The sequence below is a fragment of the Candidatus Rickettsiella viridis genome (genome assembly GCF_003966755.1).
Taxonomy (GTDB): Bacteria; Pseudomonadota; Gammaproteobacteria; order Diplorickettsiales; family Diplorickettsiaceae; genus Rickettsiella_B; species Rickettsiella_B viridis.
On the sequence record NZ_AP018005.1, the window covers coordinates 1 to 25,380 of the forward strand.

The 25,380-nt window shown below is 37.5% G+C and carries 22 protein-coding genes, 1 tRNA gene and 2 pseudogenes; 13 read left to right on the forward strand and 12 right to left on the reverse strand.

From position 1 onward, the window contains the following. The first annotated feature begins 73 nt into the window (after positions 1–73). Genes dnaA through DMP02_RS00020 form a run of 4 tightly spaced genes read left to right on the forward strand, consistent with a single transcriptional unit; the run spans position 74 to position 4,000 of the window. Positions 74–1,423 carry a chromosomal replication initiator protein DnaA gene (dnaA, locus tag DMP02_RS00005; protein ID WP_126322078.1) on the forward strand — a complete coding sequence of 450 codons (1,350 nt, stop codon included), beginning with the start codon at positions 74–76 and terminating at the stop codon, positions 1,421–1,423. Between the two features lie 9 nt (positions 1,424–1,432). Beyond that, a complete protein-coding gene (dnaN, locus tag DMP02_RS00010) occupies positions 1,433–2,581 on the forward strand; it encodes a DNA polymerase III subunit beta (RefSeq protein WP_126322079.1) in 1,149 nt (382 codons plus the stop codon). Positions 2,582–2,587: 6 nt separating this feature from the next. Beyond that, on the forward strand, positions 2,588–3,673 hold the full coding sequence (recF, locus tag DMP02_RS00015) for a DNA replication/repair protein RecF (protein ID WP_126322080.1): 1,086 nt from the start codon (positions 2,588–2,590) through the stop codon (positions 3,671–3,673). Between the two features lie 9 nt (positions 3,674–3,682). Beyond that, positions 3,683–4,000 (forward strand): DMT family transporter, encoded by a 318-nt coding sequence (locus DMP02_RS00020; RefSeq protein ID WP_126322081.1) that lies wholly within the window; start codon positions 3,683–3,685, stop codon positions 3,998–4,000. A 39-nt stretch (positions 4,001–4,039) separates the two neighbouring features. Here the strand turns inward: DMP02_RS00020 and DMP02_RS00025 are convergent, their stop codons facing one another. Both DMP02_RS00025 and trhO read right to left on the reverse strand, forming a co-directional pair. After that, positions 4,040–4,318, reverse strand: coding sequence for a putative periplasmic lipoprotein (locus DMP02_RS00025; RefSeq protein WP_126322082.1), 279 nt, complete (start codon positions 4,316–4,318; stop codon positions 4,040–4,042). 47 nt (positions 4,319–4,365) lie between these two features. Further along, on the reverse strand, positions 4,366–5,106 hold the full coding sequence (trhO, locus tag DMP02_RS00030; protein WP_126322083.1) for an oxygen-dependent tRNA uridine(34) hydroxylase TrhO: 741 nt from the start codon (positions 5,104–5,106) through the stop codon (positions 4,366–4,368). A 205-nt stretch (positions 5,107–5,311) separates the two neighbouring features. Between trhO and DMP02_RS00035 the strand changes: the two genes are divergently transcribed. After that, positions 5,312–6,685 (forward strand): glycine--tRNA ligase, encoded by a 1,374-nt coding sequence (locus DMP02_RS00035; protein ID WP_126322084.1) that lies wholly within the window; start codon positions 5,312–5,314, stop codon positions 6,683–6,685. 21 nt (positions 6,686–6,706) lie between these two features. On the opposite strand, the gene DMP02_RS00040 is transcribed toward DMP02_RS00035, so the two are convergent. Further along, positions 6,707–7,402: a YggS family pyridoxal phosphate-dependent enzyme gene (locus DMP02_RS00040; protein WP_126322085.1), complete on the reverse strand. Its 696-nt coding sequence runs from the start codon at positions 7,400–7,402 to the stop codon at positions 6,707–6,709. 82 nt (positions 7,403–7,484) lie between these two features. Between DMP02_RS00040 and acnB the strand changes: the two genes are divergently transcribed. The 3 genes and pseudogenes from acnB to DMP02_RS00055 all read left to right on the forward strand — a co-directional run bounded on the left by acnB (position 7,485) and on the right by DMP02_RS00055 (position 10,781). Beyond that, positions 7,485–10,067 carry a bifunctional aconitate hydratase 2/2-methylisocitrate dehydratase gene (acnB, locus tag DMP02_RS00045; protein ID WP_126322086.1) on the forward strand — a complete coding sequence of 861 codons (2,583 nt, stop codon included), beginning with the start codon at positions 7,485–7,487 and terminating at the stop codon, positions 10,065–10,067. A gap of 46 nt (positions 10,068–10,113) precedes the next feature. Continuing rightward, positions 10,114–10,479: pseudogene (locus tag DMP02_RS00050) on the forward strand (fluoride efflux transporter FluC). Then, positions 10,476–10,781 (forward strand): DUF190 domain-containing protein, encoded by a 306-nt coding sequence (locus DMP02_RS00055; RefSeq protein ID WP_172593939.1) that lies wholly within the window; start codon positions 10,476–10,478, stop codon positions 10,779–10,781. Before DMP02_RS00050 ends, DMP02_RS00055 begins: the two are co-directional and overlap by 4 nt. 15 nt (positions 10,782–10,796) lie before the next feature. On the opposite strand, the gene DMP02_RS00060 is transcribed toward DMP02_RS00055, so the two are convergent. Both DMP02_RS00060 and DMP02_RS00065 read right to left on the reverse strand, forming a co-directional pair. Further along, positions 10,797–11,516, reverse strand: coding sequence for an SDR family NAD(P)-dependent oxidoreductase (locus DMP02_RS00060; RefSeq protein ID WP_197720780.1), 720 nt, complete (start codon positions 11,514–11,516; stop codon positions 10,797–10,799). A gap of 121 nt (positions 11,517–11,637) precedes the next feature. After that, a complete protein-coding gene (locus DMP02_RS00065) occupies positions 11,638–12,510 on the reverse strand; it encodes a LysR substrate-binding domain-containing protein (protein WP_126322089.1) in 873 nt (290 codons plus the stop codon). Between the two features lie 287 nt (positions 12,511–12,797). Here DMP02_RS00065 and DMP02_RS00070 point away from each other — a divergent pair, with 287 nt between their 5' ends. Next, positions 12,798–13,295 (forward strand): hypothetical protein, encoded by a 498-nt coding sequence (locus DMP02_RS00070; RefSeq protein ID WP_126322090.1) that lies wholly within the window; start codon positions 12,798–12,800, stop codon positions 13,293–13,295. 133 nt (positions 13,296–13,428) lie between these two features. Here DMP02_RS00070 and DMP02_RS00075 read toward each other — a convergent pair. The 6 genes and pseudogenes from DMP02_RS00075 to DMP02_RS00100 all read right to left on the reverse strand — a co-directional run bounded on the left by DMP02_RS00075 (position 13,429) and on the right by DMP02_RS00100 (position 19,112). Continuing rightward, positions 13,429–13,504, reverse strand: a tRNA-Thr gene (locus DMP02_RS00075). 42 nt (positions 13,505–13,546) lie between these two features. Next, positions 13,547–14,536 carry a biotin--[acetyl-CoA-carboxylase] ligase gene (locus DMP02_RS00080; RefSeq protein WP_126322091.1) on the reverse strand — a complete coding sequence of 330 codons (990 nt, stop codon included), beginning with the start codon at positions 14,534–14,536 and terminating at the stop codon, positions 13,547–13,549. 19 nt (positions 14,537–14,555) lie between these two features. Then, positions 14,556–15,371, reverse strand: a pseudogene (locus DMP02_RS00085) (Kdo hydroxylase family protein); the annotation flags it as partial. A gap of 283 nt (positions 15,372–15,654) precedes the next feature. Then, entirely contained in the window at positions 15,655–17,163 is a 1,509-nt protein-coding gene (locus DMP02_RS00090; RefSeq protein ID WP_126322093.1) for a YifB family Mg chelatase-like AAA ATPase, read from the reverse strand. A gap of 75 nt (positions 17,164–17,238) precedes the next feature. Next, positions 17,239–17,511 (reverse strand): ubiquinone biosynthesis accessory factor UbiK, encoded by a 273-nt coding sequence (gene ubiK / locus DMP02_RS00095; protein ID WP_126322094.1) that lies wholly within the window; start codon positions 17,509–17,511, stop codon positions 17,239–17,241. A gap of 23 nt (positions 17,512–17,534) precedes the next feature. After that, on the reverse strand, positions 17,535–19,112 hold the full coding sequence (locus DMP02_RS00100; protein WP_126322095.1) for a bifunctional aminoglycoside phosphotransferase/ATP-binding protein: 1,578 nt from the start codon (positions 19,110–19,112) through the stop codon (positions 17,535–17,537). 117 nt (positions 19,113–19,229) lie between these two features. Here DMP02_RS00100 and cfa point away from each other — a divergent pair, with 117 nt between their 5' ends. From cfa to DMP02_RS00120, 4 genes are all read left to right on the forward strand, one after another. Next, the gene (cfa, locus tag DMP02_RS00105; protein ID WP_126322096.1) at positions 19,230–20,372 is read left to right on the forward strand and encodes a cyclopropane fatty acyl phospholipid synthase; all 1,143 of its coding nucleotides are present in this window, start codon (positions 19,230–19,232) and stop codon (positions 20,370–20,372) included. 181 nt (positions 20,373–20,553) lie between these two features. Beyond that, the gene (locus DMP02_RS00110; protein WP_126322097.1) at positions 20,554–21,093 is read left to right on the forward strand and encodes an RNA pyrophosphohydrolase; all 540 of its coding nucleotides are present in this window, start codon (positions 20,554–20,556) and stop codon (positions 21,091–21,093) included. 178 nt (positions 21,094–21,271) lie between these two features. Next, positions 21,272–23,545, forward strand: coding sequence for a phosphoenolpyruvate--protein phosphotransferase (gene ptsP / locus DMP02_RS00115; protein ID WP_126322098.1), 2,274 nt, complete (start codon positions 21,272–21,274; stop codon positions 23,543–23,545). 10 nt (positions 23,546–23,555) lie between these two features. Further along, positions 23,556–24,902, forward strand: a complete 1,347-nt coding sequence (locus DMP02_RS00120) for an FAD-binding oxidoreductase (protein WP_126322099.1) — start codon at positions 23,556–23,558, stop codon at positions 24,900–24,902. 74 nt (positions 24,903–24,976) lie between these two features. On the opposite strand, the gene DMP02_RS00125 is transcribed toward DMP02_RS00120, so the two are convergent. Continuing rightward, positions 24,977–25,342 carry a hypothetical protein gene (locus DMP02_RS00125; RefSeq protein WP_126322100.1) on the reverse strand — a complete coding sequence of 122 codons (366 nt, stop codon included), beginning with the start codon at positions 25,340–25,342 and terminating at the stop codon, positions 24,977–24,979. Positions 25,343–25,380 lie beyond the last annotated feature (38 nt).

Consider the following 25,380-nt stretch of genomic DNA (forward strand, 5'->3'; position numbering starts at 1 on the left):
GGTAGATAAGCGGTTAGAATTATGCTATGAACTTAGGCCGGTTAAACATTTTATTTAATCTAGAGGAATTATTGTGGTAAGTGTTTTAGCAACAGCAACTTTCGTTTGGCAAAAATGTTTGGATCGATTGCAAAACCATATTTCTCTCCAAGATTTTAATACGTGGATTCGTCCATTACAGGCTGAACACAAAGAAGATCAGCTTGTATTATGGGCGCCTAATCAATTTGTATTGCATTGTGTCAATGAGCGTTTTTTGGTGCACATTAAACAAATTTTGACACAATTGGATGATGTTCCTCCCGAAGTGATTTTAAAAGTAGGTAGTCGTGCGAATCAAGGAGCTCCTACATTACGACATACACAAGAAGTAAAAGCACCTGTTAAATCGACCCGATTGTCGGCTACCCATATTAATACCAATTTTACTTTTGTAAATTTTGTTGAAGGAAAATCTAATCAATTAGCGCGTGCTGCAAGTGTGCAAGTCGCTGAAAATCCTGGTGGGGCCTATAACCCATTGTTACTTTATGGGGGCGTAGGTTTAGGCAAAACCCATTTAATGCATGCCATCGGCAATTCTATTCTGCATAAAAACCCAAATGCAAAAGTATTATATTTGCATTCTGAACGTTTTGTCGCCGATATGATTAAAGCGCTGCAAACCAACACTATCAATGATTTTAAAACGTATTATCGTTCTTTAGATGCATTATTGATTGATGATATTCAATTTTTTGCTGGAAAAGATCGGTCACAAGAAGAGTTTTTTCATACGTTTAATACTTTACTCGAGAGCCAGCAACAGATTGTTTTAACTTGTGATCGTTATCCTAAAGAAATGTCCGGAGTAGAAGAAAGATTAAAGTCAAGGTTGGGTTGGGGACTTACCGTTGCTATTGAACCGCCTGACCTTGAAACACGAGTTGCTATTTTAATTAGTAAAGCAGAACAAACAAAAGTTAGTTTACCTCAAGAAGTTGCTTTCTTCATCGGTAAACGTATTCATTCAAATGTAAGAGAATTGGAAGGGGTTTTGAAACGCGTGATTGCCTATGCACAATTTACTGGCTGCCAAATTACTTTAGAATTAGTAAGAGAAGCTATAAAAGATGTGCTTGCTTTGCAGGATAAATTAGTAACGGTAGATAATATTATTAAAACAGTGGCTGAATATTATAAAATTAAAGTATCTGATTTAATTTCTAAACGTCGTACTTCCTCTTTAGCGAGGGCTAGGCAAATTGCAATGGCGCTTGCTAAAGAATTAACAAATCATAGTTTACCTGAATTGGGGCGAGCATTTGGAGGACGTGATCACACGACGGTGCTACATGCGTTCCGAAAAATACAAGAATTAAAGAAAACCAATACGGGTGTCGCTGAGGACTTTATAAATTTATTGCGTACGCTATCAAATTGAGGAAGAAAAATGCAGTTTACAATTAATCGTAAAGCCTTATTAAAACCATTACAACTTGTGACTGCGGTTATTGAACGTCGCCAGACAGTACCTATATTGGCTAATGTCTTCTTAAATTTAAAAGATAAGGCTTTATCTTTATTAGGAACAGATATGGAAGTAGAACTATCAGGACGAATCGTATTAGAAGAAGCCGGTAAAGAAGGTAAGACCACGGCACCAGCACGTAAACTGGTAGATATTTGTAAAAGTTTACCTGAAGAAAGTCTGTTAAAGTTTCAACAAAAAGGCGATAAACTTATTCTACAATGTGGTCGTAGTCGTTTCAATTTAGCGACATTGCCAGCAACTGATTTTCCTATTTCTGAAGAATCCTTTAGTATAAATAATAAACAACTCACCTTCACGCTATCTCAAAAGCGATTACGTTCTCTCATCGAAGCGACTAATTTTGCGATGGCACAACAGGATGTACGTTATTATCTAAACGGGATGTTGTGGGAATTAGGCCAGGGAAGCTTACGTGCAGTAGCAACAGATGGACATCGTTTGGCAACGAGTATTAAAAATTTAATTTCCCATGTTATGGCAGATTCGCAGCAGGATGATAGATCATTAAGTGATAATCAATTTATTATCCCACGAAAAGCGGTTTATGAGCTTTCGCGATTATTGAGTGATGATGAGGAAAATGAGGTCACTATTTTATTAAATAATAATCAATTACGCGTCACTATGCAGGATTATACCTTTACCTCTAAGCTTATTGATGGAAAATTTCCGGGTTATGATCGCGTTATTCCACAAAGCGGTGATAAAACGTTAACCGTTGATCGTGATTTACTGAAATCTTCTTTAATGCGAGTGGGTATTTTATCAAATGATAAGCATAGAAGTATCTGTTTAGAAATGAAAGCCAAAGAATTGCGTATATTTGCTAATAACCTTGATCAGGAAGATGCAGAAGATGTACTTGAAGTTGATTATTCGGGCGAAGCAATTACAGTCGCGTTTAATATTAACTATTTAATAGATGTATTAAATAGTTTGCCAACAGGATTGGTAAGAATGACCTTAACCTCAACAGAAGCAAGTGTAAGATTAGAATCTGTTGAGGAAAGCACAAGTATTTACGTTATTATGCCGATGCGTTTATAAGACCTCATGCAGGTATCTCGTCTAAAAATAAACCAGTTTCGGAATCTTATTGATCTAGATCTGGAGTTCTCCCCCCGGTTTAATTTTATTTATGGGCCTAATGGCAGTGGAAAATCTAGTTTATTAGAAGCTATCCATTTTTTAAGTTTAGGTCGTTCTTTCCGAAGCGCATTAGCAAGTCGCGCTATTCACTATGAGGCAAGTCAATTTAATCTATTTTCTGTCGTTTTAGGAGAAGCATTTACAACTACCCTAGGATTGAAAAAAACACGACAAGGAAAAACTAAAATTAAAATTGGTAATAATACCGAATCTATTGGTGAGCTAGCTAAATTACTTCCTACACAATTTGTTAACCCAAATAGCTATCATTTATTGAGTGGGGGGCCTAAAGCACGGCGTCAATTTATAGATTGGGGAGTGTTTCACGTGGAACCTCATTTTTTTTCAGTATGGCAACAATTCCAACAAACTTTAAAACAACGAAATGCAACATTGCAAAGACAAATGCTAGCGGATCAAATTAAGGTATGGAATTGTAAATTAATAGAGCTTTCTGTTGAAATAACGCGCATGCGAGAAAAATACTTACAACAATTAACGCCATTGATTACAGAGTTAATAAGCGAATTGGTTGATTTGAAAGAATTAAAGATCGATTTTTATCAGGGTTGGGATAAGCAATTTAATTTAGAAGATGTTTTAAATCGCTCTTTTTTTCGTGATTCGAGCCAAGGGTATACTCAGTATGGCCCACAGCGAGCAGATTTATTGATTAAATTACGTGGTAATCCGGTTCATGAGGTATTATCACGCGGAGAGCAAAAGTTATTAGCCTATGCGTTACAGTTAGCGCAAGGATTATTATTAAAAAAAATAACTAATAAATCATGTATTTATTTATTTGATGATTTGTTTGCAGAGCTTGATGCTGTTAAGCAAGGGTATCTTCTTGCATTGTTAAATAGATTAGAATCCCAGGTTTTTGTTACGGTAATCGAGGGAAATTTGATTAAGGTGTTAAATAACAGTGTAAATAGAAAAACATTTCAAGTAGAAAATGGCGAAATCCTAGAAGAATGTCTTGAATAAGGGGGTAATATGAATGCTTGGTTCGTTTTAATTATAGCGGGATTGTTTGAGGTGGGGTTTACAACCTGTATGAAGCTGTCAGAAGGATTTACACAAATATCTTATACCGTAGGGTTTATAATTTTTTCTTGTTTAAGTTTATTTTTTTTAAATAAAGCATTGGTTCAAATCCCATTAGGGACAGCTTATGCTGTCTGGACAGGGATTGGTGCTTTTGGTACCGCTTTAATCGGCATGCTCTTTTTTAAAGATCCTATCAGTTATTTAAGGGTATTTTTCCTAATGTTGTTGATTGGTTCAATTTTAGGATTAAAATTCGTGCGATAGGCTAATAAAAGGCTATTGTTTCACGTGAAACATAACCCTCTAGAAAGGAAAGTCGTAAAATCCATAATTTCGATGATAGGGATAGTAATAGGGGTAGTTATAATATCGATAGTTTCTATAAGAAAGAGCGTTGACTGCTTGTGTAAGAGGAGCCATCTGGGCTTCGGCCACTTTTTGCTTATTATAGCCCGCAATAACCTGACTACGCTGTTGTTGGTTTAGTTGATCCCACTGTTGCTGAGGTATACCAAAGACCAGCGGAGGACCACAAGCGGTTAATAAAAAGGGTGCTATAAGAAGAAAAAGGAATTTTTTCATAGATAAGATTAATCAATTAAACTGATATCTATTATAGCTTATTTATATTAAGGGTTCTTGGTGCTGTCGAAGACTTCTAGAGAAGGAGTCAGTGTTTTTCTGTCATCGAAGACAAAGCAAAGACCATCATAATGGTCGCCACCACATTTTTCAAAATAGTTGAGTATTCCACCTTCAAGTTGATAAACCTCATCAAAACCCGCTTCTAAAAGGAAGGCAGAGGCTTTTTCACAGCGTATTCCTCCGGTACAAAATGTAACCACAGGGGCTTTTTTGACCGTATCGGGTAATTTTTGAACTGCTGTGGGGAAGTCTCTAAAATGTTTAAGTTCTAGATGTAAGCTATTTTCAAAACTTCCAAACTCAACTTCAAAGCTATTCCGTGTATCTAATAAGACGAGATTAGGTCGTTCTTTAAACCAGCTTTTTAGAGTTTCTGGTGCTATGGAAGTGGCGGTACGGATTTCAGGACGGATAGCATCAATGCCAAAAGGGATGATCTCCTTTTTTAATTTAACAAACATTTTCTTAAAAGGCTGGAAGTCAGACAGGCTTTCTTTAAAGGTAAGATTTTTTAAAGCCGGAACGCGATTGAGTTGTTCTTGGAATTCGGTAATGGCCTCCCTTTGCCCCGCCAGGAACAGATTGATACCTTCTTCACTTAATAAAATAGTCCCTTTTAGCCCTAGCTGTTGGGTTTCCTTTTTTAACTTAATTTGCAGTTCTGCAAGCAAATCATGCGACAAACGCACAAATCGGTAGGCTGAAATATTAATAATCGATAACATAATGTCAGAAAATAATCTTAATACCAGAAAATATTGCTTATTTTACACGCTTAGGGGCTATTTTGGACAGTTATTTTATCAAAAGTGTTTGATATAGATTTTTTGTTTTAGAAAAAAGATAGCGCTTAACAGGGGTAGCGAAACCTGCTATAAATTCTCATTAAGTTAATAAATTGGCAATGAATACACATTTCGGAAATTTACTATGGCGGCAAAAAATTTAGAAGAAATCGTTTCTTTATGTAAACGTAAAGGATTTATTTTCCAAAGTGGAGAAATCTATGGTGGGTTACAAGGTGTTTATGATTATGGTCCCTTAGGCGTTGAATTAAAAAATAATTTGAAAGCGGCGTGGTGGAAATCTAATGTGTATGAGCGTGACGATGTTTACGGTTTAGATGCGGCTATTTTGACGCAGAAAAAGATTTTTTTCTATTCAGGTCACGAAAATACCTTTGCAGATTTAATGGTGGACTGTAGAAAGTGTAAGAAACGTTGGCGTTTGGATCATCTTGTTGAAGGAAAATGTGAAAATTGTGGTTCAAAGGATTTAACTGATCCAAGATCCTTTAACATGATGTTTAAAACTAATATAGGACCCGTGGCAGATAAAGATTCGTATGCTTATCTACGTCCGGAAACAGCGCAAGGAATTTTTACTAATTTTAAAAACGTAATGGATTCTATGGCACCTAAATTACCTTTTGGTATTGCTCAAATAGGTAAAGCGTTTCGTAATGAAATAACGCCGCGTAATTTTATTTTTCGGGTACGAGAATTTGAGCAAATGGAAATTGAGTTTTTTGTTAAGCCAGGCGAAGATGAAAAATGGCAAGAATATTGGGTAGAACAACGCTTGGAGTGGTGGAAAGCGCAAGGGTTATCGCCTGAATGTTTAAAATTATTTAAACAACCCCAAGAAGAATTAGCACATTATGCAAAGGCGACTTCAGATATCTTGTATCAATTTCCACATGGTTTTGAAGAGTTAGAAGGGATTGCCAATAGAACCGATTATGATTTGGGATCCCATACACAAGGGCAATCGGATTTAAAAATAAGTGCAAATGTTGCTGCTAATAAAGATAGTGTTGCCAAGTTGAGTGTTCAAGATCCACCAGGACAGTATTTTTTACCTTATGTTATTGAACCTTCTGCCGGTTTAGATAGAGGCGTATTAGCTGTGCTAACAGATGCTTATACAGAAGAAAAATTAGCCGGTAATAAAGAGCGTATTGTTTTAAAAATAAAACCACATCTTTCTCCGGTTAAGGTAGCTATTATTCCCTTAAAACGTAACGAAAGTGCCATTGTAGAAAAAGCACAAGCGATTAAAAAATCCATTCAGTCTTTAGGTTTAGGGCGAATTGCCTATGAAGATACAGGTAATATTGGTAAAAGCTATCGAAGACACGATGAAATTGGAACACCACTTTGTATGACGGTTGACTTTGATACGGTGGGTAAAAGTGATAATACTGCGAATCATGATACTGTCACAGTGCGTGATAGGGATTCTATGCAGCAAACGCGAGTTAATATATCTAGTCTGATAGACTATATAAAAGAACATTTTTAGTCAGAGTTTTCTAGTAAAGATTTAGCGTGATGACGGCCTGCGTCCAAAAATAGCCGTGCCTATTCGGACACAGGTCGATTCTTCTGCAATAGCGGCTACAAAATCATCTGACATTCCCATCGATAAGGTATCTATTTTAAAACCTAATTGTTGTAGTTTTATAAAGGCAAGACGTAACTTTTTAAAACTATTGCGTTGTGCTGAAAATTTAGTTCTTTTTTTAGGGATAGTCATTAAGCCACGTAACTTTAAATAGGGAAGTTTTTCTAAAGATTGTGCAAATGCCGTAAGATCTTCCAAATAGATGCCCGCTTTATTAGGTTCTTGGTCAAGATTAATTTGAATGCAGACATTAAGTGGTTGTAAGTTGACTGCCCTATATTTGTTTAAACGCGCGGCAGTTTTTACGGCACAGAGGCTATGTACCCAGTGAAAATTTTCGGCAATAAGCTTAGTTTTATTGCTTTGAATGCCTCCAAGGAAATGCCATTCTAAATCATTGCCTTGTAATTGCTTTATTTTTTCTACTGCTTCTTGAGCATAATTTTCTCCAAACACGAATTGCCCTGCATCAATGGCTTCTTTAATCGCCTGTATAGGCTGTGATTTGCTAACAGCGATGAGTTTGACCGAGTGGTTAAGACGCTGAAAACGGTGCTCAGCCTCAATTATCTGGGTTTTTACTTGTAAGAGATGCTTATGAATTAGGTTGGGCATAATTAACTCTAGATTTTGGCTTACTTATACTATTTCAAGAGAGTATAATCGGCCTTATTTAAAAGAATAAGTGGGGTTTATTGTGTCTTCTACAACTCAATTTTTAAAGGCTTATGAGCAACATGTACAGCTGCGTGTCAGAGAAGGGATCGCACCATTACCTCTGAGCGCTGAGCAGGTAGTAGAATTAGTTGAGCTCCTTAAAAACCCGCCACAGGATGCTCAAGGCTCTTTTTTAGTTGAATTATTGAGCCAGCGTATAGCCCCTGGGGTTGATCCAGCTGCTTATGTTAAAGCAGCTTTCCTTGCAGCTTTGGCTAAAGGAGAAACAAAATCCCCTTTTATAGACCCTATTCAGGCAGTTGAATTATTGGGGACCATGTTAGGTGGTTATAATGTCCCTATTCTTATCGAATTACTTGATCATCCTAGCTTAGCAGATACGGCAGCGAAACAGCTGTCGCATACCTTATTGATGTTTGACGCCTGCTACGATGTGATAGAAAAAGCCAATGCCGGCAATTTATTTGCTAAGCAGGTTATAGAGGCTTGGGCAACCGCCGCATGGTTTACTTCTAAGGTTGAAGTCTCTCATAAAATAACCGTATCGGTCTTTAAAGTGCCAGGCGAAATTAATACCGATGACCTATCTCTAGCTACTGAAGCTTGGAGCCGGCCTGATATTCCACTACATAGTTTAGAAATGTTGCGTAACCGCATGCCAGAAGCGCTAGAAACAATCAACGATTTAAAATCCAAGGGTTACCCTGTTGCTTTTGTAGGCGACGTTGTGGGAACTGGTTCATCCCGTAAATCAGCGATTAATTCGGTATTATGGCATATGGGAGAACCGATTCCCTTTGTACCTAACAAACATCGTGGCGGTATCATTCTAGGTGGAAAAATTGCCCCAATTTTTCGTACAACCGCTGAAGATTCTGGCGCTTTTCCTATAGAAGTAGATGTTAGTCAATTAAATACGGGCGATGTTATCCAGATTTATCCTTACGAGGGCCGGATAACCGATGAGCAAGGGTTAGAAATAGCACAATTTGAAGTCAACCCCTCGTTACTTGATGCAGTACGTGCCGGCGGCCGAATTCCTTTAATTATTGGACGATCCTTGACAGATAAAGTCTGTGAAGCAATGGGATTGCCTTTTTCGAATGCTTTTTATAGGCCAAAAATTGCCCAAGAAAGTGCAAAAGGATTTACTTTAGCGCAGAAAATGGTGGGTAAAGCCTGTGGTTTAGTTGGTATACGTCCAGGTACTTATTGCGAACCTAAGATATCTGCCGTCGGTTCCCAAGATACAACGGGTCCGATGACGCGCGATGAGCTTAAAGAACTGGCTTGTTTAGGATTTTCAGCCGATTTGGTTATGCAAAGTTTTTGTCATACAGCGGCTTACCCCAAACCGGTTGATATTGAAACACAACATAGCTTACCGGATTTCTTTTCTTCACGTGGTGGTATTGTTTTGCGTCCTGGTGATGGCATTATCCATTCCTGGCTTAACCGGATGTTGTTACCCGATACCGTAGGTACAGGTGGCGATTCACATACGCGTTTTCCAATTGGGATTAGTTTTCCTGGTGGTTCAGGTGTTGTTGCTTTTGCGGCAGCGATGGGTGTGATGCCTTTGACAATGCCAGAATCCGTATTGGTGAGATTTACAGGTCAAATACAACCTGGAATTACTTTACGAGATCTGGTGAATGCTATTCCCTATGTTGCGTTACAACGTGGTTTATTGACGCTAGCAAGTAAAAATAAAGAAAATATATTTTCGGGACGTATCTTAGAGATTGAAGGCCTACCTGATCTCAAAGTTGAACAAGCTTTCGAATTTGCTGATGCATCGGCAGAACGTTCAGCCAACGGGTGCACAGTACGGTTAAACAAAGAACCGGTCATTGAATATTTAAATTCCAATATTTCGTTATTAAAATGGATGATAGCCAATGGTTATCAAGATACACGTAGTTTGCAACGCCGTATTGATGCGATGCAAAATTGGTTGCTTAATCCCATGTTATTAGAACCCGATACTGATGCTGAATATGCAGAAGTGATTGATATCGATCTGAATCAAATTACAGAACCTTTATTAGCTTGTCCTAATGACCCAGATAATATTAAACCCTTATCAGAAGTAGCAAAGACCAAAGTAGATGAAGTTTTCATCGGTTCTTGCATGACAAATATAGGACATTATCGGGCAGCAGGAAGCTTATTAAAAAATGTTGGGGGTCATTTACCTAGTATTTTGTGGATAGCACCACCTACAAAAATGGATGCTCATCAGTTAATGCAAGAGGGCTATTATGCTGTTTATGGTTCAGTAGGTGCCCGAACTGAAATGCCTGGATGTTCATTATGTATGGGTAATCAAGCAAGAGTGCAGGATGGAGCGACAGTGGTTTCAACCTCAACACGAAATTTCCCTAATCGTATGGGCAAAGGTGCTAATGTTTACTTAGCTTCTGCAGAACTTTCTGCCATAACAGCAACCTTAGGTTATCTTCCTAGTGCAGAGGAATATAAAGAAAAAATACAGTTTATAAATACAATGGCCGATGATTTATACCGATACTTAAATTTTGATCAAATGGCAGATTATCAAACTGTTTCCAAGGAAGTTGGTGTATTAGCGGATAAGTAAAGCGTTCAGTAGGAAAACTGAATGCTAGACTGGGAGTTTTAAGGATTTGAATACGATTTTTTTTATATTTATAGGCGCAGGCCTAGGTGGCGTTTTACGTTACGGTATATCAAATGGTGTTTACAGGCTCTTTAAAGCGCAATTTCCTATTGGCACCTTAGTTGTCAATGTAAGTGGTTGCTTTTTAATGGGGTTGTTATTTATTGCTCCTATTAGATCGTTTCGAACAGTTTAGCTCTGAATTAAGGGCGTTATTATTAGTGGGTATACAACCTTTTCTTCTTTCTCAATAGAAACAATTAATTTATTTGAGAATGGTCATTGGCTAAATGCCATGATGAATATTTTTCTTGGCATAGGATTATGCTTAATCGCTACGTGGCTAGGCGTTGTCATGGGAAGAAGTCTATGAAAACAATGGATATTGTTGTGGTGAGAATTTATATAACGGAAGGTTCTCATCTTTTAAATAAAATAGTTGATTACCTGAAATTGGAAGCCCATATTCCGGGGATGAGTGTATTTCGAGCCATTAATGGTTTTGGAGAAACTGAAAATTCTACCGCTTCGCTGGTCGATCTTTCTCTTAGCTTACCGCTTATTATCGAGTTTTTTACCGCTGATAAAGGCAAAGTAGAAAAAATAGTAGAGGATTTGAGTAAATTCGTAAAGCCAGGACATATTATTTTTTGGGATGCGAAAACCACAGGCTAACTGCATCCCAGTAGCTTATATTTTTATATATTTAAAAATCTTTTCTGGAATCAATCGGATTATTAACATAATGATGCGCCATATTTTCGGAATATAAACACTTTCTTTTCCTTTATCTAAGGCCTTGATGATTTTTAAACCCGTTTTTTCTGGGTTAGCAGCTAAGAATATGGGGTAGCTTCCGCCAAATGTCATTTTGGTATCGATTAAACCCAATTTAACCGTGAGTACATGGACTTGATGGGAAGTTAAGGAATTACGTAGACCTTGTAAATAAGTGGTTAATGCCGCTTTGCTTGCGCCATACACATAATTACTTTGACGTCCTCTGTCGCCTGCCACCGAACTGAGTCCAATGATAAATCCTTTTTTTTGTGAGGCTAAGTAATCAGCGCAAATATCTAATATTGAAACAGCACCTGAAAAATTAGCGGCAATAATTTCTGTATGAGGATATTTTTTATCGAGGGAGCCCACCGCCATTAATACGCCATATAGACTACCTATTGTCTCCAATACTTTTTTGAAGAAATCTGGGTGCGAGACAAATGCCGTTATATCAAAATAGGAATAATAAACTTGTGTTTTGAATCGTATTTGTAAATCTTTGGATAGGCACTCTAATTCAAGCAAATTACGGCCTGCTAGGAAAAGTAAGTATCCACGCGCTGCAAAAATTTCAGCGCAGGCTTTAGATATAGAAGAGGATGCACCTAAAATTAAAATAGACTTCATGATGATCAGGATAGCCCTTTAAAAGGGAATAGCTAGCTAAAAACTATAGCAAAAAATCATGAATATAAAAACAATAGCCGAAATATACCCTATTTTTTTCTAACAATAGCGTTCTAAAAAGCTAAGCGCATTTTTTTAGGAATTCGGAAATAATGATGGACTGGTATTTTTCTTTATGAATTAAGATGTGAAATTCACGACTTAGGTTTAAAAAAGGAGTTCTTAGCTCTATTAATTTATTATTTTTTAAGTGCTCCCCTACTACGACTCTAGAGAGGCAGCTAATTCCTAAGCCGGCTTGAGTGGCCTGTTTAAGTGCTTCAGTATCATCTAACTCTAAGAAAGGTCTTATTTTTCCGCCAATAGCCTCTTCGAGTTTTCTGCGGGTTTGGGAGCTTGCTTCTCGAAGCAGCCATCGTGCATTAACGATATCAGATAAAGTAAGTTTCTTTTTTTTACTTAAAGGATTTTTCGGAGAAGCGACAATCACTAGTTCATCTTTTCTCCAGGGGTAGGTATTAACTTTCTCAGAGTAACAATTTGCCTCTATGAGTGCTACATCAATATGGAACGAAAGTAACTTAGATAAAATAACTTCCGTGTTAGCTATTTCTAATTTGATTTGTATGTTTTGATGTTCAACCGTAAATTCAGAAATAAGCTGGGGTAATAAATAGTTACCAATGGTTTTGCTTGCACCTATAACTAATTGACCTGATAAATTATCCTTTTTGTTTTCAGTCATCATATCTTTAAGTTCTTTTATTTGGGATATGATGGTTGTTGCTTTAGGCAATAAAGACCGACCTCTTTCATTTAAAAACAATTGTTTTCCATGTCTATCAAAGATAGAGCCTTCTAATTGTTCTTCAAGTGTTGCAAGTGCCATGCTACAAGCTGATTGCGAGAGAAACATTTTTTTAGCGGCATGACTAACATTTCCAGACTTTGCAATCGCAACAAAAACTTCGAGTTGTTTTAGAGTTATACGCATAATTTTTAAAATTTTTATTATAAAATTAATTTCCTTTAACCCTTTGTTAAGGAATGCTTAATAAAACTATAATACCGGATTAATATTCCTGTGACTATAATTCTTATCAAATATATGCTTATCAGCATAAGAATTAAAAAATATATTTTTTAATATGAATTAATTTTGTTAGATGAAAAAAATGAAAAATTTTTATTATGTAGTTTCAATATGATGGTATTGAAATTTTTTAAGGATTTTTAATGTATCATATCCTTTAATAATAGCAGCAAAGAAGAAGAGTAAAAATGTTTTTTAAAATAATAATAAAATTAATGTTCCTATTAGTGCTTTTAGGTGGGTCGCTAGCTTTAAATGCTGAAACCTTGCCAAAAAATGAATCTTTTGTTTCTCCGGGGAATTTTTCGTCGCCCCGTTATTTCTATACTAAGTGCCGTGACTCCTCTTCATTAATACGTAATTCTGAAGAAATAAATACGGCTAGTCCAGAAATTGTTGGAGGTCTATTTGCTTGTGCAACTTATACAGAGGCTTCTCTTGATTGGTTTTTGTTCTCATTAAGGGGGGTGATTGGTGAAGACGCTTTAGGTTGTTATTACAATACTACCCTAAAGAATTTATCTTCTGATGAATTATTAAGTTCAGTTATTAGTTTTTTAAACTTGAATCAAGTTTCCCTGGATATGCCTGGCGCTTATACTCCACAAATATTTTTTAAAACAATGTTGACGAAATATCCAATGCCTAATGAGTGTAGAAAGAAAGTGACTACAAAAAAGAATTAACCTTCTTCCTTGCTTTAAATAATATACGCTAGCAAGTATCTCGCAGGAACCCCCAGAGGAACCCCAAAGAATTTTTTATAAATTAAAGAGGAAGCGATTTTTAGATAACTTGTTGATTTTAAAGGTATTTCATTGGTGCCGAAACCAGGAGTCGAACCCGGGACCTACTGATTACAAATCAGTTGCTCTACCAGCTGAGCTATTTCGGCATGAACCTGAAAGACCCCGAATTGTAGTCAATTTGAGCGTAATTAGCAATTTTCAGGGCAATAATTATGTAGTATACGAACTTCACCACTGCTAAAACAATGTACTTCTCCATCAATATCAATACAAAGCTGGCCTTGAGAATTAACGCCCCGAGCGATTCCTTCTTGTAACTCTTTTGCGGTTTCTATTCGAATCGGTTTATCTTTTAGGCTGTCGAGCTGATGCCACGATTCTATAAAGGCAGAGAAGCCTTTAATTTGAAACTCAGAAAGTGTAATCAAACAGTTTTTCAGTAGCAGCCCGGCAAGTCGATTTCGCTGAGGGGCTAGTTTTTGAATGGAATGGATATCCGTAATGGTTTGCTTAATGGCCTCGGGGCTCGTAGTGGGATTATAAAGATTAAGCCCAATACCGATTACAATAGAAGAGAATCCAGGTTTTGACGAATTTTTTATTTCAATTAAAACCCCGGCTAATTTTTTGGTATGGTGGACAATATCATTCGGCCATTTAAGTTTGATTTCTTTTAAGCCATATTCTTGCAAGGCATGCACAATGGCAATACCTATGACTAAACTCAAACCTTTTAATTGATCTGGTTTATTGGGTAGCTGATATAGGATAGATAAAGCGATATTCTTTCCAAAGCCGGGTGATAACCAAGATCGATTAAATTGACCTCGTCCCGCCGTTTGCTGTTCCGCAAAAACAGCCATTGTTTTTGAAGTCGCTTTTTTTTCTAGGAGATAGGTATTGGTAGAATTGATCTCGTTTAAAATTTCTAAATGTTTAAGTAATGAATTGGCATGGCCAAGTTCATTGAAAATTAATTTTTCATTGAGTAATTCTAATCCCCCAGGAATACGATAGCCTTTATCTTCAATTTTTTCGAAATGAATACTAGGCTCTAAAAGTTGCTGCAAGGTATCAGGAATAATGCAGCGAGGTAGACCTAAAAAATGGCTGATTTCTTTTTCGGAGTGGAATTTACCATCTGAAAATAAATTTAATGTAGATTTAAGCAACGACATATTTTAGGAAGTAAATACGTTAAATTAGACGATGTCCAATTAGGTTTTCGAGAATATGCAGCGGTGCTGTTTCAGGATTTTTCATCGCAGTAACCGGTAGGTAAAAGGTTTGTTCAAGTATATATTGACCTGATATGGCAGCGTGTGAAACTTGGTCGGTAGAAACAATCCAGCTGCTACCAGGTGGAAAACGCAATTCTGTGTACTCTACCCGCTTTTGGTAGTCGATGTCGAGCTTCATGCGGTCATGGATTTGTAACATGATATGGTCATAATAACTACGAATGCTTTTAGTGATACCCGCCCAATATAAAAATTTAGCGCTGCCAGGTAGTGGTTTTGAAATTTTTGGTAGAAACTGTTGTGCAACAGAAGAAAAAGGTTCGCCGATCCGCCAGACGCGGTGTTCTCCATATGGATTGATATTGCAAAAGAGTCGTAAGATGCGTTTTCCTTGATTAGGGCTGGCTGGAAAGGCATCAACATGTAGGCGACTATCATCCTTACGTGGAGAAGTTTTGCGGTTTTTTATCTGCACTGGGCGATAGCTGGTACGGCCTATATTTAACGTGGTGGCATAATGAGGAAGGAGTGCCTTTATGAAGCAGGTTGCGTGTTGTGAAAAACGCATTAGCATAACTTTTAACTGTAACTGGTGTTTTTGATTGGTTCGTATGCCGCGCAATGTGTCTGTATTTGGGTTAAAGCTAATATTTTTAGTTTTCTTTCCTGTACAGTAAGGAATGAATAGCGGTTGTTCTTCCGGGTGTAATTTAAAGCTGAGCTGTGGGCAGTAAAGAATTTTTCCAGATTCTAAGTCAGTTAAGGCAGTTTTTTGTTCATGTTCTTGAAATTAGTTATTCCAGTCATCTGCCGTATAGATAGCATAATGATCCATATTAAATAATTCCATAGATAAACGACCTTATTATATAGTTTTTATTATTATTATCTAGGCTTGGATTTGCCCTTGCCGTCTGTAACTTAAATTTAAAAGTAATAATTTACACTATAAATTAACTAAAAAATTATTTGATGAAAATAGTGTTTTTTTATTTTAAAAGAGAAATAGAACGTTTCTTCTAAAGGTATTTTTAGGAAAGATTAGCTATTTTTTATTATTTGGAATGAAATAGTGATCTCCTATAGCTTAATGCCTCCATAAGGTGAGGATTTTGTATTTGTTCACAGCCTGTTAAATCAGCAATAGTTCTGGCAATACGTAAAATACGGTGATAGGCACGTGCTGAAAGTTGAAATTCAGCAAAGGCCTTTTCTAGTATTGCTTGATCTTTTTTAGAAAGTTTACAAGCTTTTTCTAAGGCTTTACCCGACAAATTATTATTTAATATCCCTCGATCATAATATTGTTTTTTGCGTGCTTTTTGTACACGAGCCCTAACTGTAGCACTGGTTTCGGAGGGTAATTTTTTTAAGAAATGATTTTTATCGATTAGATCGACTCTCACTTGCATATCGATACGATCCAAAAAGGGTCCAGATAGTTTTCTGTGGTAGCGTTGAATCTGTGTTGTAGAGCACTCACAACGATTTGTTATGCTTCCTAAGTATCCACAAGGACAAGGATTCATTGCAGCAATGAGTTGAAAGTTAGCTGGGAATTCGGCCTGACGAGCGGCACGTGAGATAGTAATAGTCCCTGACTCTAATGGCTCGCGTAAAGACTCCAAAACTTGTTTATTAAATTCGGGTAATTCATCGAGAAATAAAACGCCTTGGTGCGCTAAGGAAATTTCACCTGGCCTAGGTGGGCTGCCGCCACCAACGAGTGCAATACTAGAAGCAGTATGATGGGGTGAACGGAAAGCGGCTGATTTCCAATCACGAAGTTTAAATCCTTTTTCGGAAATAGATCGAACGGTTGCTATTTCCAAGGCTTCTTCATCGCTTAATGGAGGTAACAAACTCATTAAGCGAGTTGCTAACATGGTTTTTCCAGTTCCCGGTGGGCCTATCAGCAATAAACTATGTTTGCCGCTAGCAGCGATTTCAAGTGCGCGTTTTGCATGTAGCTGTCCAAAAACATCTGCTAAATCTGCTTGAATGGCGCTAGTGTTAGCAGTTTCAAATTCACGTTTATAAGGTGATAAAAACTCTTTAGCATGAAGATGTGAACAGATTTGTAAGATATTTTTTGCCGGCAATATCATGGTATGTTGGCTTAAGCTAGCCTCTAATGCATTATCGGCGGGCAATATAATTTTGTGATTTGCTTTATAGGCTTCGAGTGCAAAAGGTAATATAGCTGAAACAGGACGTAATTCACCAGATAAACCTAATTCACCAATAAATTCATAACTTCCCAGTGAGTCGTTTGGAATTTGTTTAGAAGCCGCTAGAATTCCTAATGCAATGGCTAAATCAAAGCGTCCACCTTGTTTGGGGAGATCGGCAGGAGCAAGATTGATGGTAATCCGTCGAATTGGAAATTCAAATCGGGAGTTTAAAATTGCACTGCGTACCCGCTCCCGACTCTCTTTTACTTCTTTTTCAGCTAGGCCAACAATAGATAAACTAGGTAAGCCATTGGAAATATGGGTTTCAACGTTAACAGCCGGGGCTTTAATTCCAGTGCTTGCACGTGTTTGCACGATAGCTAATGACATAGTGCAATTCCTTTTTACTATTATTTTTGACAAATAGGATTTTTGTCGTTGTAAGCCAAGGCTTCGAAAAGGGTACTATTTATTCTTTTTATTTAGCTTTGCTTTTGGAGTATGTTCTTCTAACTGTTCTAATTGTTTTGCTAATGCATTTATTTTAGCACGAGTTTTTGCTAAAACGTTTTTTTGGACATTAAATTCTTCGCGGGTGACTAAGTCGAGTTTCGCCAGCATACTTTGCACGACAGCACGAAAATTTTTATCGAGATCATGTTTGAATTTTTTTGCGCCAGGGGGAAGCTTGTCACTAAATTGCTTTGCTATATCATTTATAAAATTCATATCGAGCATAAAATATTCCTCTTTAAATTTATTTACGATAGTGCATCAAAATGAACGCGCGGACAAATTTTATCTAAAATATTTTTTGATAAAATTTGTTTATCTTTAATTAGGAGTGTATGTTCTTTTTCTAAACTGGTTAGAGGTTCATTATTTTTTTTCTGTTCTATTAAAATAGTCAAATCTGCTTCAGAATCGCTGTTGGGATTGTTTAAACGACGCTTAATTCGTTGTTCTATCTCAGTGTTATTGACTTGGCAATGTAATATATAAAAAGGTATTTGCATTTTTTTTGCCAAAGAGTAAAAGCAAGTTCGTTGCGAATGCTGCAGAAAAGTCGCGTCAACGAGTGTTGTGAAACCGGCTTTAATAATTATTTCTGTTAAATCGCTAAGTTTTTTATAGGTTTCTTTTGTTGCTTCAGCCGTATAAATGCCGCTATTTAAACCAGAGTTAGAGTGGCCATGTAAGGGTATATCAAATAGATTTTTTCGTATAATGTCGGAGTTTATTTGAATGGCGCCACAATGTGTAACACATTCTTTTGCAACGGTTGTTTTTCCAGAGCCAGCAAATCCATGTGTGATAATGAGAGAAGGTTTTACTGGTTGTGTATACGATTCTGCGAGGTTAATAAAATTATAATAATCGTTTTGTATTTCTTTTTTCTCTTCATCACCCAATTTTTCTTGCTTTAAACGAAATAAAGCGATTTTAGCCCGTACTACTGCACGGTAAGTAAGATAATAAGGCAATAAGGCAAGTCCTTCGTAATCTCCTGTATAATGTAGGTAAGTATTAAGTAGTTGATTTGCAAAACCGGGTTGTTTTTTTTCTGTTAAATCCATCATTAAGAACGCCAGATCCGCAATGACATCGGTCCATCTTAAATCCTCATTGAATTCTAAACGATCAAAAAGAATCGGTTTGTTTTTATAAAAAATAATATTTGCCAAGTGGAGATCGCCATGACAGTCACGAATAAAGCCGTGGTCTTTTCTTGACTGTAATGAAGGTTGCAGTTGCTTAAACTGTTGTTCAGACCATATTTCTAAGCGTTTTAATTGATTAATATCGGTAGGATTGGTTAATAAAGGCGCTATTTGTTCGAAATTTTGCTTGCTGGGTGCATGAACCTCTTCGGGTTGCCCAAAGCGGGATTCTTTTGCAGCAATAGGCGTTTTTTGATGAAATTCGGCTATTAACTTGCTGAGTTGGTCAATGATGTTTTCTGTCAAGCCGCCTTGTTTTAATAATGTACTTAATAGGTTTTCTTGTGGAAATTCTAGCATCTTGATGGCATATTCTAAAATAGGGCCTGTGCCATTAATCTGTGGATGATCCAGGGTTCCTGTAATGGGTACAACATTCAGGTAAATTTCTGAAGCAAATTGTTGACCTAATCGTAGTTCTTCTTCACAGAAATGTTTTCGTTTTTCTAATGTAGAGAAATCTAAAAATCCAAAATCAACGGTTTTTTTTATTTTATAAGCATATTTGCCTGTCAAAATAACCCAAGAAACATGCGTTTCGATGAGTCGGGTCTGAGAGACAGGATGCTCATAAAGCGAATTGGAAAGTAGATTTTTTATCAAGACGTTTGTAGGCATAGTTAGATATTAAGTACAGTCATAATAATTACATTAAAGTGAACTATAACGTAACTTGTTATTTGTTGTAAGAGTACTGAAGCTTTTTTAGGCATTTTTTTATAGTAGGTTGTTTTAATGGATTTGCAGCGAGCTAAAAAATGTGTTCAAGAATTGTTACTTGAGGCTGGAATAACAATCAATGGTAAAAATCCATCGGATATTCAGGTCTATAATGAAGCATTTTATAGCCGTATTTTAAAAGATCCCATTCTAGGCTTAGGTGAGACCTACGTTGCTAAATGGTGGGATTGCGAACAGTTAGATCAGTTTTTTTATTACCTTTTAAGAGCAGGCGTGGAAGAGGGAATAAAAAAAAATACATGCTTTTTGCCTTATATTTTAAAAACCAAGCTGCTAGCAATTTTTATGCGTAGCTGGAATTTACAAGCTAAGTCACGCGCTTTTGAAGTGGGTATACGGCATTACGATAAAGGGAACGTATTATACCAAACGATGTTAGATAAATACCTAACATATAGTTGTGGCTATTGGAAAGAGGCTGGCAATTTAGATGAGGCGCAACAAGCTAAACTTGCTTTGACGTGTGAAAAATTACAATTAAGACCAGGAATGCAGGTTTTAGATATTGGCTGTGGGTGGGGTAGTTTTTGTCGATATGCAGCAGAAAATTATCATGTTTCTGTATTAGGCATTACCGTATCAAAGGAACAATACCAATATGCTAAAGATTTTTGTAGCGGGCTTTCTGTAGAAATTCGCTTAGTGGACTATCGATCTATTCAGGGTTCTTTTGATCGTGTTTGTTCTATTGGTATGTTTGAACATGTGGGACCTAAAAATTATCTTAATTATATGCAACTTATTCATCGTTGTTTAAAAAAAGAGGGGTTATTTTTACTACATACGATTGGGAGTAATACATCGCAGTATTTCCCTAATCCATGGATTCATAAGTATATCTTCCCTAATGGGGTTTTACCTTCGATTCAACAAATTGGTAAAGCTAGTGAAGGACTTTTTGTGATGGAGGATTGGCATAATTTTGGCGCTTATTATGATCAGACCTTAATGGCCTGGTATGCTAATTTTTCAGAAAACTGGGATTCTTTACAAAAATATTATGATGCATCCTTTTATCGGTTGTGGAAGTACTATTTGTTGGCTTGTGCAGGTGCTTTTAGAGCACGTGACATTCAGCTTTGGCAGGTTGTGTTTTCTAAGGGCGGTGTCATTAAGGGTTATGATTCTATACGATAAATTAAGGCGCTTGCTTCTTAATCCCCTTAAGTTTTTATTGCCTATCTTCTTTTTGTCTCTTACCCGCTCGTCGATTTATAAACACAAACCAATAAAAGAATGTAAAATGAATTTTATCGCGGTTTACCCCCTATTATTTTTGTGAAACAATGTAAGCCATAATTTAGGTGGAGAGAGCAGTGTGATTGATTCAGAAGGCTTCCGTATAGGTGTGGGGATTATTGTTGCTAATGATTGTGGTCAGGTCCTCTGGGCGCGCCGCATTGGCCAACATGCTTGGCAGTTTCCTCAAGGCGGAATGCAATGTGATGAAACACCTGAACAAGCATTGTTTAGAGAGCTTTATGAAGAGCTAGGACTTGAAGATTCTGATGTGAAATTACTCGGCGGCACTAAAAATTGGTTATATTACTGGTTACCACCCCATTTGCGACGTTCGCATGTTCAACCTTTATGTATTGGACAGAAGCAAAAATGGTTTTTGTTATGTTTAACAGGCGATCCTGAAAAAATTCGCTTTGATGTTACACGTTCGCCCGAGTTTGATCGTTGGCGATGGGCTCCCTATTGGTACCCTATAAGACAAGTTATAACTTTTAAACGCCATGTTTATCGCCGAGCATTAGAAGAGCTATCAAGCTTACTGCCTGTAGGTAGTGTACAGCTAAAAAGGATGAATAAATTAGTGGATAGTTCAACGTTGGTAGAAAAAGTCGAATAAACGTAAACAAGCTATTTAGGTTAGATTTTTAATAGGAAAAATATCTTGCAGCAATGAGATTCTCGGCAGGCATCGCCGAGGACTCAAGTGCGAAGCGTATAGCACTCGAAGAATAGCGCTATTCCTGTTATAACCCCTCTCTTTTAGGTTCAAATCATAATTTGTCAGGTGTTTGCCTATGTTGAAGGTACTTCGTCGTATTGTTCAGGAAGTTAGTAGCGCACAGCGTTTTGAACAAGCCTTACAAATATTAGTGAGTCGAGTTCGGGAGGCGTTGCATACGCAATCCTGTACTGTTTTTTTATTGGATGATAAAAAGATCTATGTTTTGTTAGCAACCGATGGTTTGAATCCTAGTTCTGTCGGGAAAGTTCGTTTGACGTTTGATCAAGGATTGGTCGGGTTAATTGGTAGAACGAGGGAGTTAATCAATATCGATAATGCCCCTGAGCACAGTGATTTTTTTTATGTCCAAGGCCTAGGGGAAGAACGTTATAAGGCATTCTTAGGAGTGCCTATTGTTCATAATCGAGCTTTGTTGGGTGTGCTCGTCGTACAGCAAGAAGAGCAGCGTTGTTTCGATGAAACCGAAGAAGCTTTTTTAGTGACCATGGCAGCGCAACTAGGTGGCGTATTAGCCCATGCAGAAGCGACGGGAGAAATTTCCTTTAAGGAAAATAAAGAACAAGTTCAAGCAGATATTATTTTTCAGGGTATTGCTAGTGCACCTGGTATTTCAGTTGGCCAAGCCGTGGTTGCTTATCCATTTGCTGATTTGGAAGCGGTTCCGCATAAAAAAGTAAAGAACATCTCAGCTGAAGTATCTCAATTAAAAAAAGCTTTTAAATCAGCACGAAATGATATACAGCGTTTAAAAAAACATATGCTGTCTGTTTTGCCCGAGGAAGAACAAGCGTTATTTGATGTTTACCTGATGATTTTAGATAAAGCGAGCTTGGAAAAAGAAGTCATTAAAGTGATTCAAGAAACCCAGCAATGGGCTCAAGCAGCTTTGCAAATAGTGATAGCGTCTCATGTTCTTCAATTTGAGAGAGTTGATGATGATTATTTACGTGAAAGAGCGGCTGACTTGCGTGATCTGGGTCGTCGAATCTTAATGCACTTACAACATGGGCAGCTTACCCCGATTCTTTATCCTGAAAAAACTATTTTAGTCGGAGAAGAAGTTTCTCCTTCTGCCTTAGCGGAGGTCCCTGAAGGTCGATTAGTGGGTATTGTATCTGTAAAAGGCTCTAGCCATTCACATTTATCGATACTTGCACGTTCCTTAGGAATTCCAGCTATCACCGGGGTAGAGAATTTACCCGTTAACCAGTTAGAGGCACAAACCTTGATTGTCGATGGTGCTCAAGGAAAGCTTATCGTGGCACCTTCAGCACCAGTGAAGCAAAGTTTTATTGCGTTAATTGAGCAGCAGCGTGAGTTTTCTGATAGTTTGGAGCCCTTGCGCGATCTTCCTGCTGAAACGTTAGATGGTTATAGCATTTCACTTTGGGTCAATACCGGATTGATGGCGGATGCTAATCTTTCTTTGACGGCCGGTGCAGAAGGGATCGGCTTATACCGTACAGAAATGCCTTTTTTAATCCGTGATTGTTTTCCTGCCGAGGATGAGCAATATGGGTTATACCGTCAATTATTAACGGCATTTTCTCCTCGGCCTGTGGTCATGCGAACCCTCGATATAGGCGGCGATAAGGCATTGCCTTATTTTCCTATTAAAGAAGATAATCCTTTTTTAGGTTGGCGTGGAATACGGGTAACGCTTGATCACCCAGAAATTTTCTTAATACAAATTCGAGCCATGTTACGTGCGAATCGAGGTCTTAATAATCTGCGTATTATGTTACCCATGATTAGCTGTGTTGCAGAGGCCGATCATGCCTTACGTTTAATTAATCAAGCCTATGAAAAAGAATTGAGCGAAGATCCCAATGCGTGCAAACCACCCATTGGGATTATGATAGAAGTACCCTCAGCAATTTATCAGGCGCATGCATTGGCTGAGCGAGTTGAGTTTTTATCAGTGGGTAGCAATGATTTAACCCAGTATATGTTAGCCGTGGATCGTAATAATCCACGAGTGGCGAATCTCTACGATCCTTTTCAGCCATCGGTTCTGCAAGCATTGGTTCAGGTGGTAGAAGCGGCTCACCAAGCACAAAAACCAGTGAGTATTTGTGGAGAAATGGCCAGTGACCCGTTAGCTATCCCATTATTACTCGCGATGGGATTTGATGCGTTGAGTATGAACTCTTTTTCGATTCCCCGAATAAAATCCGTTATTCGTCATATTAGTTTCAGGCAGGCTAAAGTCTTGTTAGCGCAAGTTTTAAAGATGGACAATGCTAAGACAATCAGAGATTATTTGGGCCAGGCATTGGCTAGTTTAAGCCTAAAAACATTGGCGTCAGTCGAAGTTGAGGCATAGAGCCCATTTTATGAACCATTATAATAAATATCAAACGAGTTTTAATCACTATCCACATCAACGCCCTCAGCGCTTATCACGTCCAGAAAGTTATTCTGAATTAGAAACTTGTACTTCGGGTGGTATTGCACGTGGTCTGGGGGGTAGTTATGGTGATGCAGCTTTAAATAAAGATGGTCACGTTATTTTAACCGAGCGCTTAGATCGTTTTCTTGAGTTTGATGAACAACAAGGCGTCCTTTGTGTTGAAGCCGGTGTCAGCCTAAGGAAAATACTCGATCTTATTGTTCCACGTGGCTGGTTTTTGCCGGTGACACCCGGGACAAGTTATGTGACATTAGGCGGTTGTGTTGCAGCCGATGTGCATGGAAAAAATCATCAGCGCGTGGGTTCTATTGGACAACATGTAGTGTCTTTCACGTTGATAACAGCACAAGGCGAGCAGGTGCAATGTTCACCCGAGATTCATTCTGAGTTATTTTGGGCAACGATAGGTGGTATGGGGTTAACCGGTATTATTGGTACCGTGACACTAAAACTTAAGCCTATAGAAAGTGCCTATTTACTGGTGCAACATAAACAGACAAATAACTTACAAGAAACATTTGACGCTCTTTCTCAAGAAAGTTCATCCGATGAATATGAGGTGGCGTGGTTAGACGGCTTAAATTTGCCGTTAGGCCGTAGCATCATTATGCGAGCTAGGCATGCCAATTTAGCTGAATTGCCATCGCAACAACAGCATGCGCCTTTTATTGCACCCCCTCGCAAAACGTATAAACTTCCTTTTTATTTACCGAATGGATTGCTTCATCCAACACTGATAAAAGCCTTTAATAAGTATTATTATCAGCAATTAGCTAAAAAAGAATCGCCTATTTTAATGTCTTATAGCGATTATTTTTATCCGCTGGATAAGATTGTGCATTGGCCACGACTGTACGGTAAGCGTGGATTTCTACAATATCAGTGTGTTATTCCTACAGAATCAGCTTATACCGTGACTAAACAAATATTAGAAACCTTACATGCAGAAAAGCACCCTGTTTATTTAGCGGTTTTAAAACGTTTTGGTAAAGAAAACGCAGCGCCTTTATCTTTCGCTATGCCAGGTTTTACCTTAGCATTAGATCTTCCCATTCTGAATCAAGGTTTATTTGATTGTTTGGATAAACTAGATGCAATGGTTATTGAGGCTGGCGGACGTGTTTATTTAGCGAAAGATGCACGCTTAAACCCCGAGGCGTTTCGTAAAATGTATCCCCGTTATTCAGAGTGGCTAGCCGTGAAGCAGCAGTGGGATCCAGAAAATAAGCTTAGCTCGGGTTTGTCTAGACGATTAGAAATTACAGCTTAATGCTTTATTGAAAATACAATTTGAAATTTTTTTCTGTATGAAGGAGTAAATTCCTTCTAAAGTGTCCATAAACACTACAAATTATGCCTTAATTCCTTAAGTGAGTTTTTCAATTGAGTGATTTCATTTTCAATCTTAGCAATATTACACTTAGTATCGAGTATAAAAAATTGATGTCTATTTAGCATAGATTGATCTTGCTTTAACTGATTTTTATATTGGATTCTTTGTTGAACTACAGTTTGTAGTTTATGGGTAGGATCGTTTTGTGCAAGCTCCTTTTCTTGTAAAACGATAGAATCTAATTTATTTTTACTTTCGTTAACAATTATTTTGGTTTCGTTCAATAAGGCTTTCATTTTTTTTAATACATTTTTTTGTGTATTAAAACATCTTTTTTTATTGTGAAGCTGTATTTTTATTGTCTCATATTTTTTCATAAAACATCCCTATGACCCTTAAGATAATAGCCCATTAG

Bases quoted from the DNA above. Each gene is read 5' to 3' on its own strand.
- DMP02_RS00080 (WP_126322091.1), bottom strand. From the start codon at position 14,536: ATGTCGTTGCTTAAATCTACATTAAATTTATTTTCAGATGGTAAATTC.
- DMP02_RS00035 (WP_126322084.1), top strand. From the start codon at position 5,312: ATGGCGGCAAAAAATTTAGAAGAAATCGTTTCTTTATGTAAACGTAAA.
- DMP02_RS00055 (WP_172593939.1), top strand. From the start codon at position 10,476: ATGAAAACAATGGATATTGTTGTGGTGAGAATTTATATAACGGAAGGT.
- DMP02_RS00065 (WP_126322089.1), bottom strand. From the start codon at position 12,510: ATGCGTATAACTCTAAAACAACTCGAAGTTTTTGTTGCGATTGCAAAG.
- ubiK (WP_126322094.1), bottom strand. From the start codon at position 17,511: ATGCTCGATATGAATTTTATAAATGATATAGCAAAGCAATTTAGTGAC.
- DMP02_RS00060 (WP_197720780.1), bottom strand. From the start codon at position 11,516: ATGAAGTCTATTTTAATTTTAGGTGCATCCTCTTCTATATCTAAAGCC.
- DMP02_RS00070 (WP_126322090.1), top strand. From the start codon at position 12,798: ATGTTTTTTAAAATAATAATAAAATTAATGTTCCTATTAGTGCTTTTA.
- DMP02_RS00040 (WP_126322085.1), bottom strand. From the start codon at position 7,402: ATGCCCAACCTAATTCATAAGCATCTCTTACAAGTAAAAACCCAGATA.
- cfa (WP_126322096.1), top strand. From the start codon at position 19,230: ATGGATTTGCAGCGAGCTAAAAAATGTGTTCAAGAATTGTTACTTGAG.
- DMP02_RS00100 (WP_126322095.1), bottom strand. From the start codon at position 19,112: ATGCCTACAAACGTCTTGATAAAAAATCTACTTTCCAATTCGCTTTAT.
- DMP02_RS00020 (WP_126322081.1), top strand. From the start codon at position 3,683: ATGAATGCTTGGTTCGTTTTAATTATAGCGGGATTGTTTGAGGTGGGG.
- trhO (WP_126322083.1), bottom strand. From the start codon at position 5,106: ATGTTATCGATTATTAATATTTCAGCCTACCGATTTGTGCGTTTGTCG.
- DMP02_RS00090 (WP_126322093.1), bottom strand. From the start codon at position 17,163: ATGTCATTAGCTATCGTGCAAACACGTGCAAGCACTGGAATTAAAGCC.
- DMP02_RS00025 (WP_126322082.1), bottom strand. From the start codon at position 4,318: ATGAAAAAATTCCTTTTTCTTCTTATAGCACCCTTTTTATTAACCGCT.
- DMP02_RS00125 (WP_126322100.1), bottom strand. From the start codon at position 25,342: ATGAAAAAATATGAGACAATAAAAATACAGCTTCACAATAAAAAAAGA.
- dnaN (WP_126322079.1), top strand. From the start codon at position 1,433: ATGCAGTTTACAATTAATCGTAAAGCCTTATTAAAACCATTACAACTT.
- DMP02_RS00120 (WP_126322099.1), top strand. From the start codon at position 23,556: ATGAACCATTATAATAAATATCAAACGAGTTTTAATCACTATCCACAT.
- ptsP (WP_126322098.1), top strand. From the start codon at position 21,272: ATGTTGAAGGTACTTCGTCGTATTGTTCAGGAAGTTAGTAGCGCACAG.
- recF (WP_126322080.1), top strand. From the start codon at position 2,588: ATGCAGGTATCTCGTCTAAAAATAAACCAGTTTCGGAATCTTATTGAT.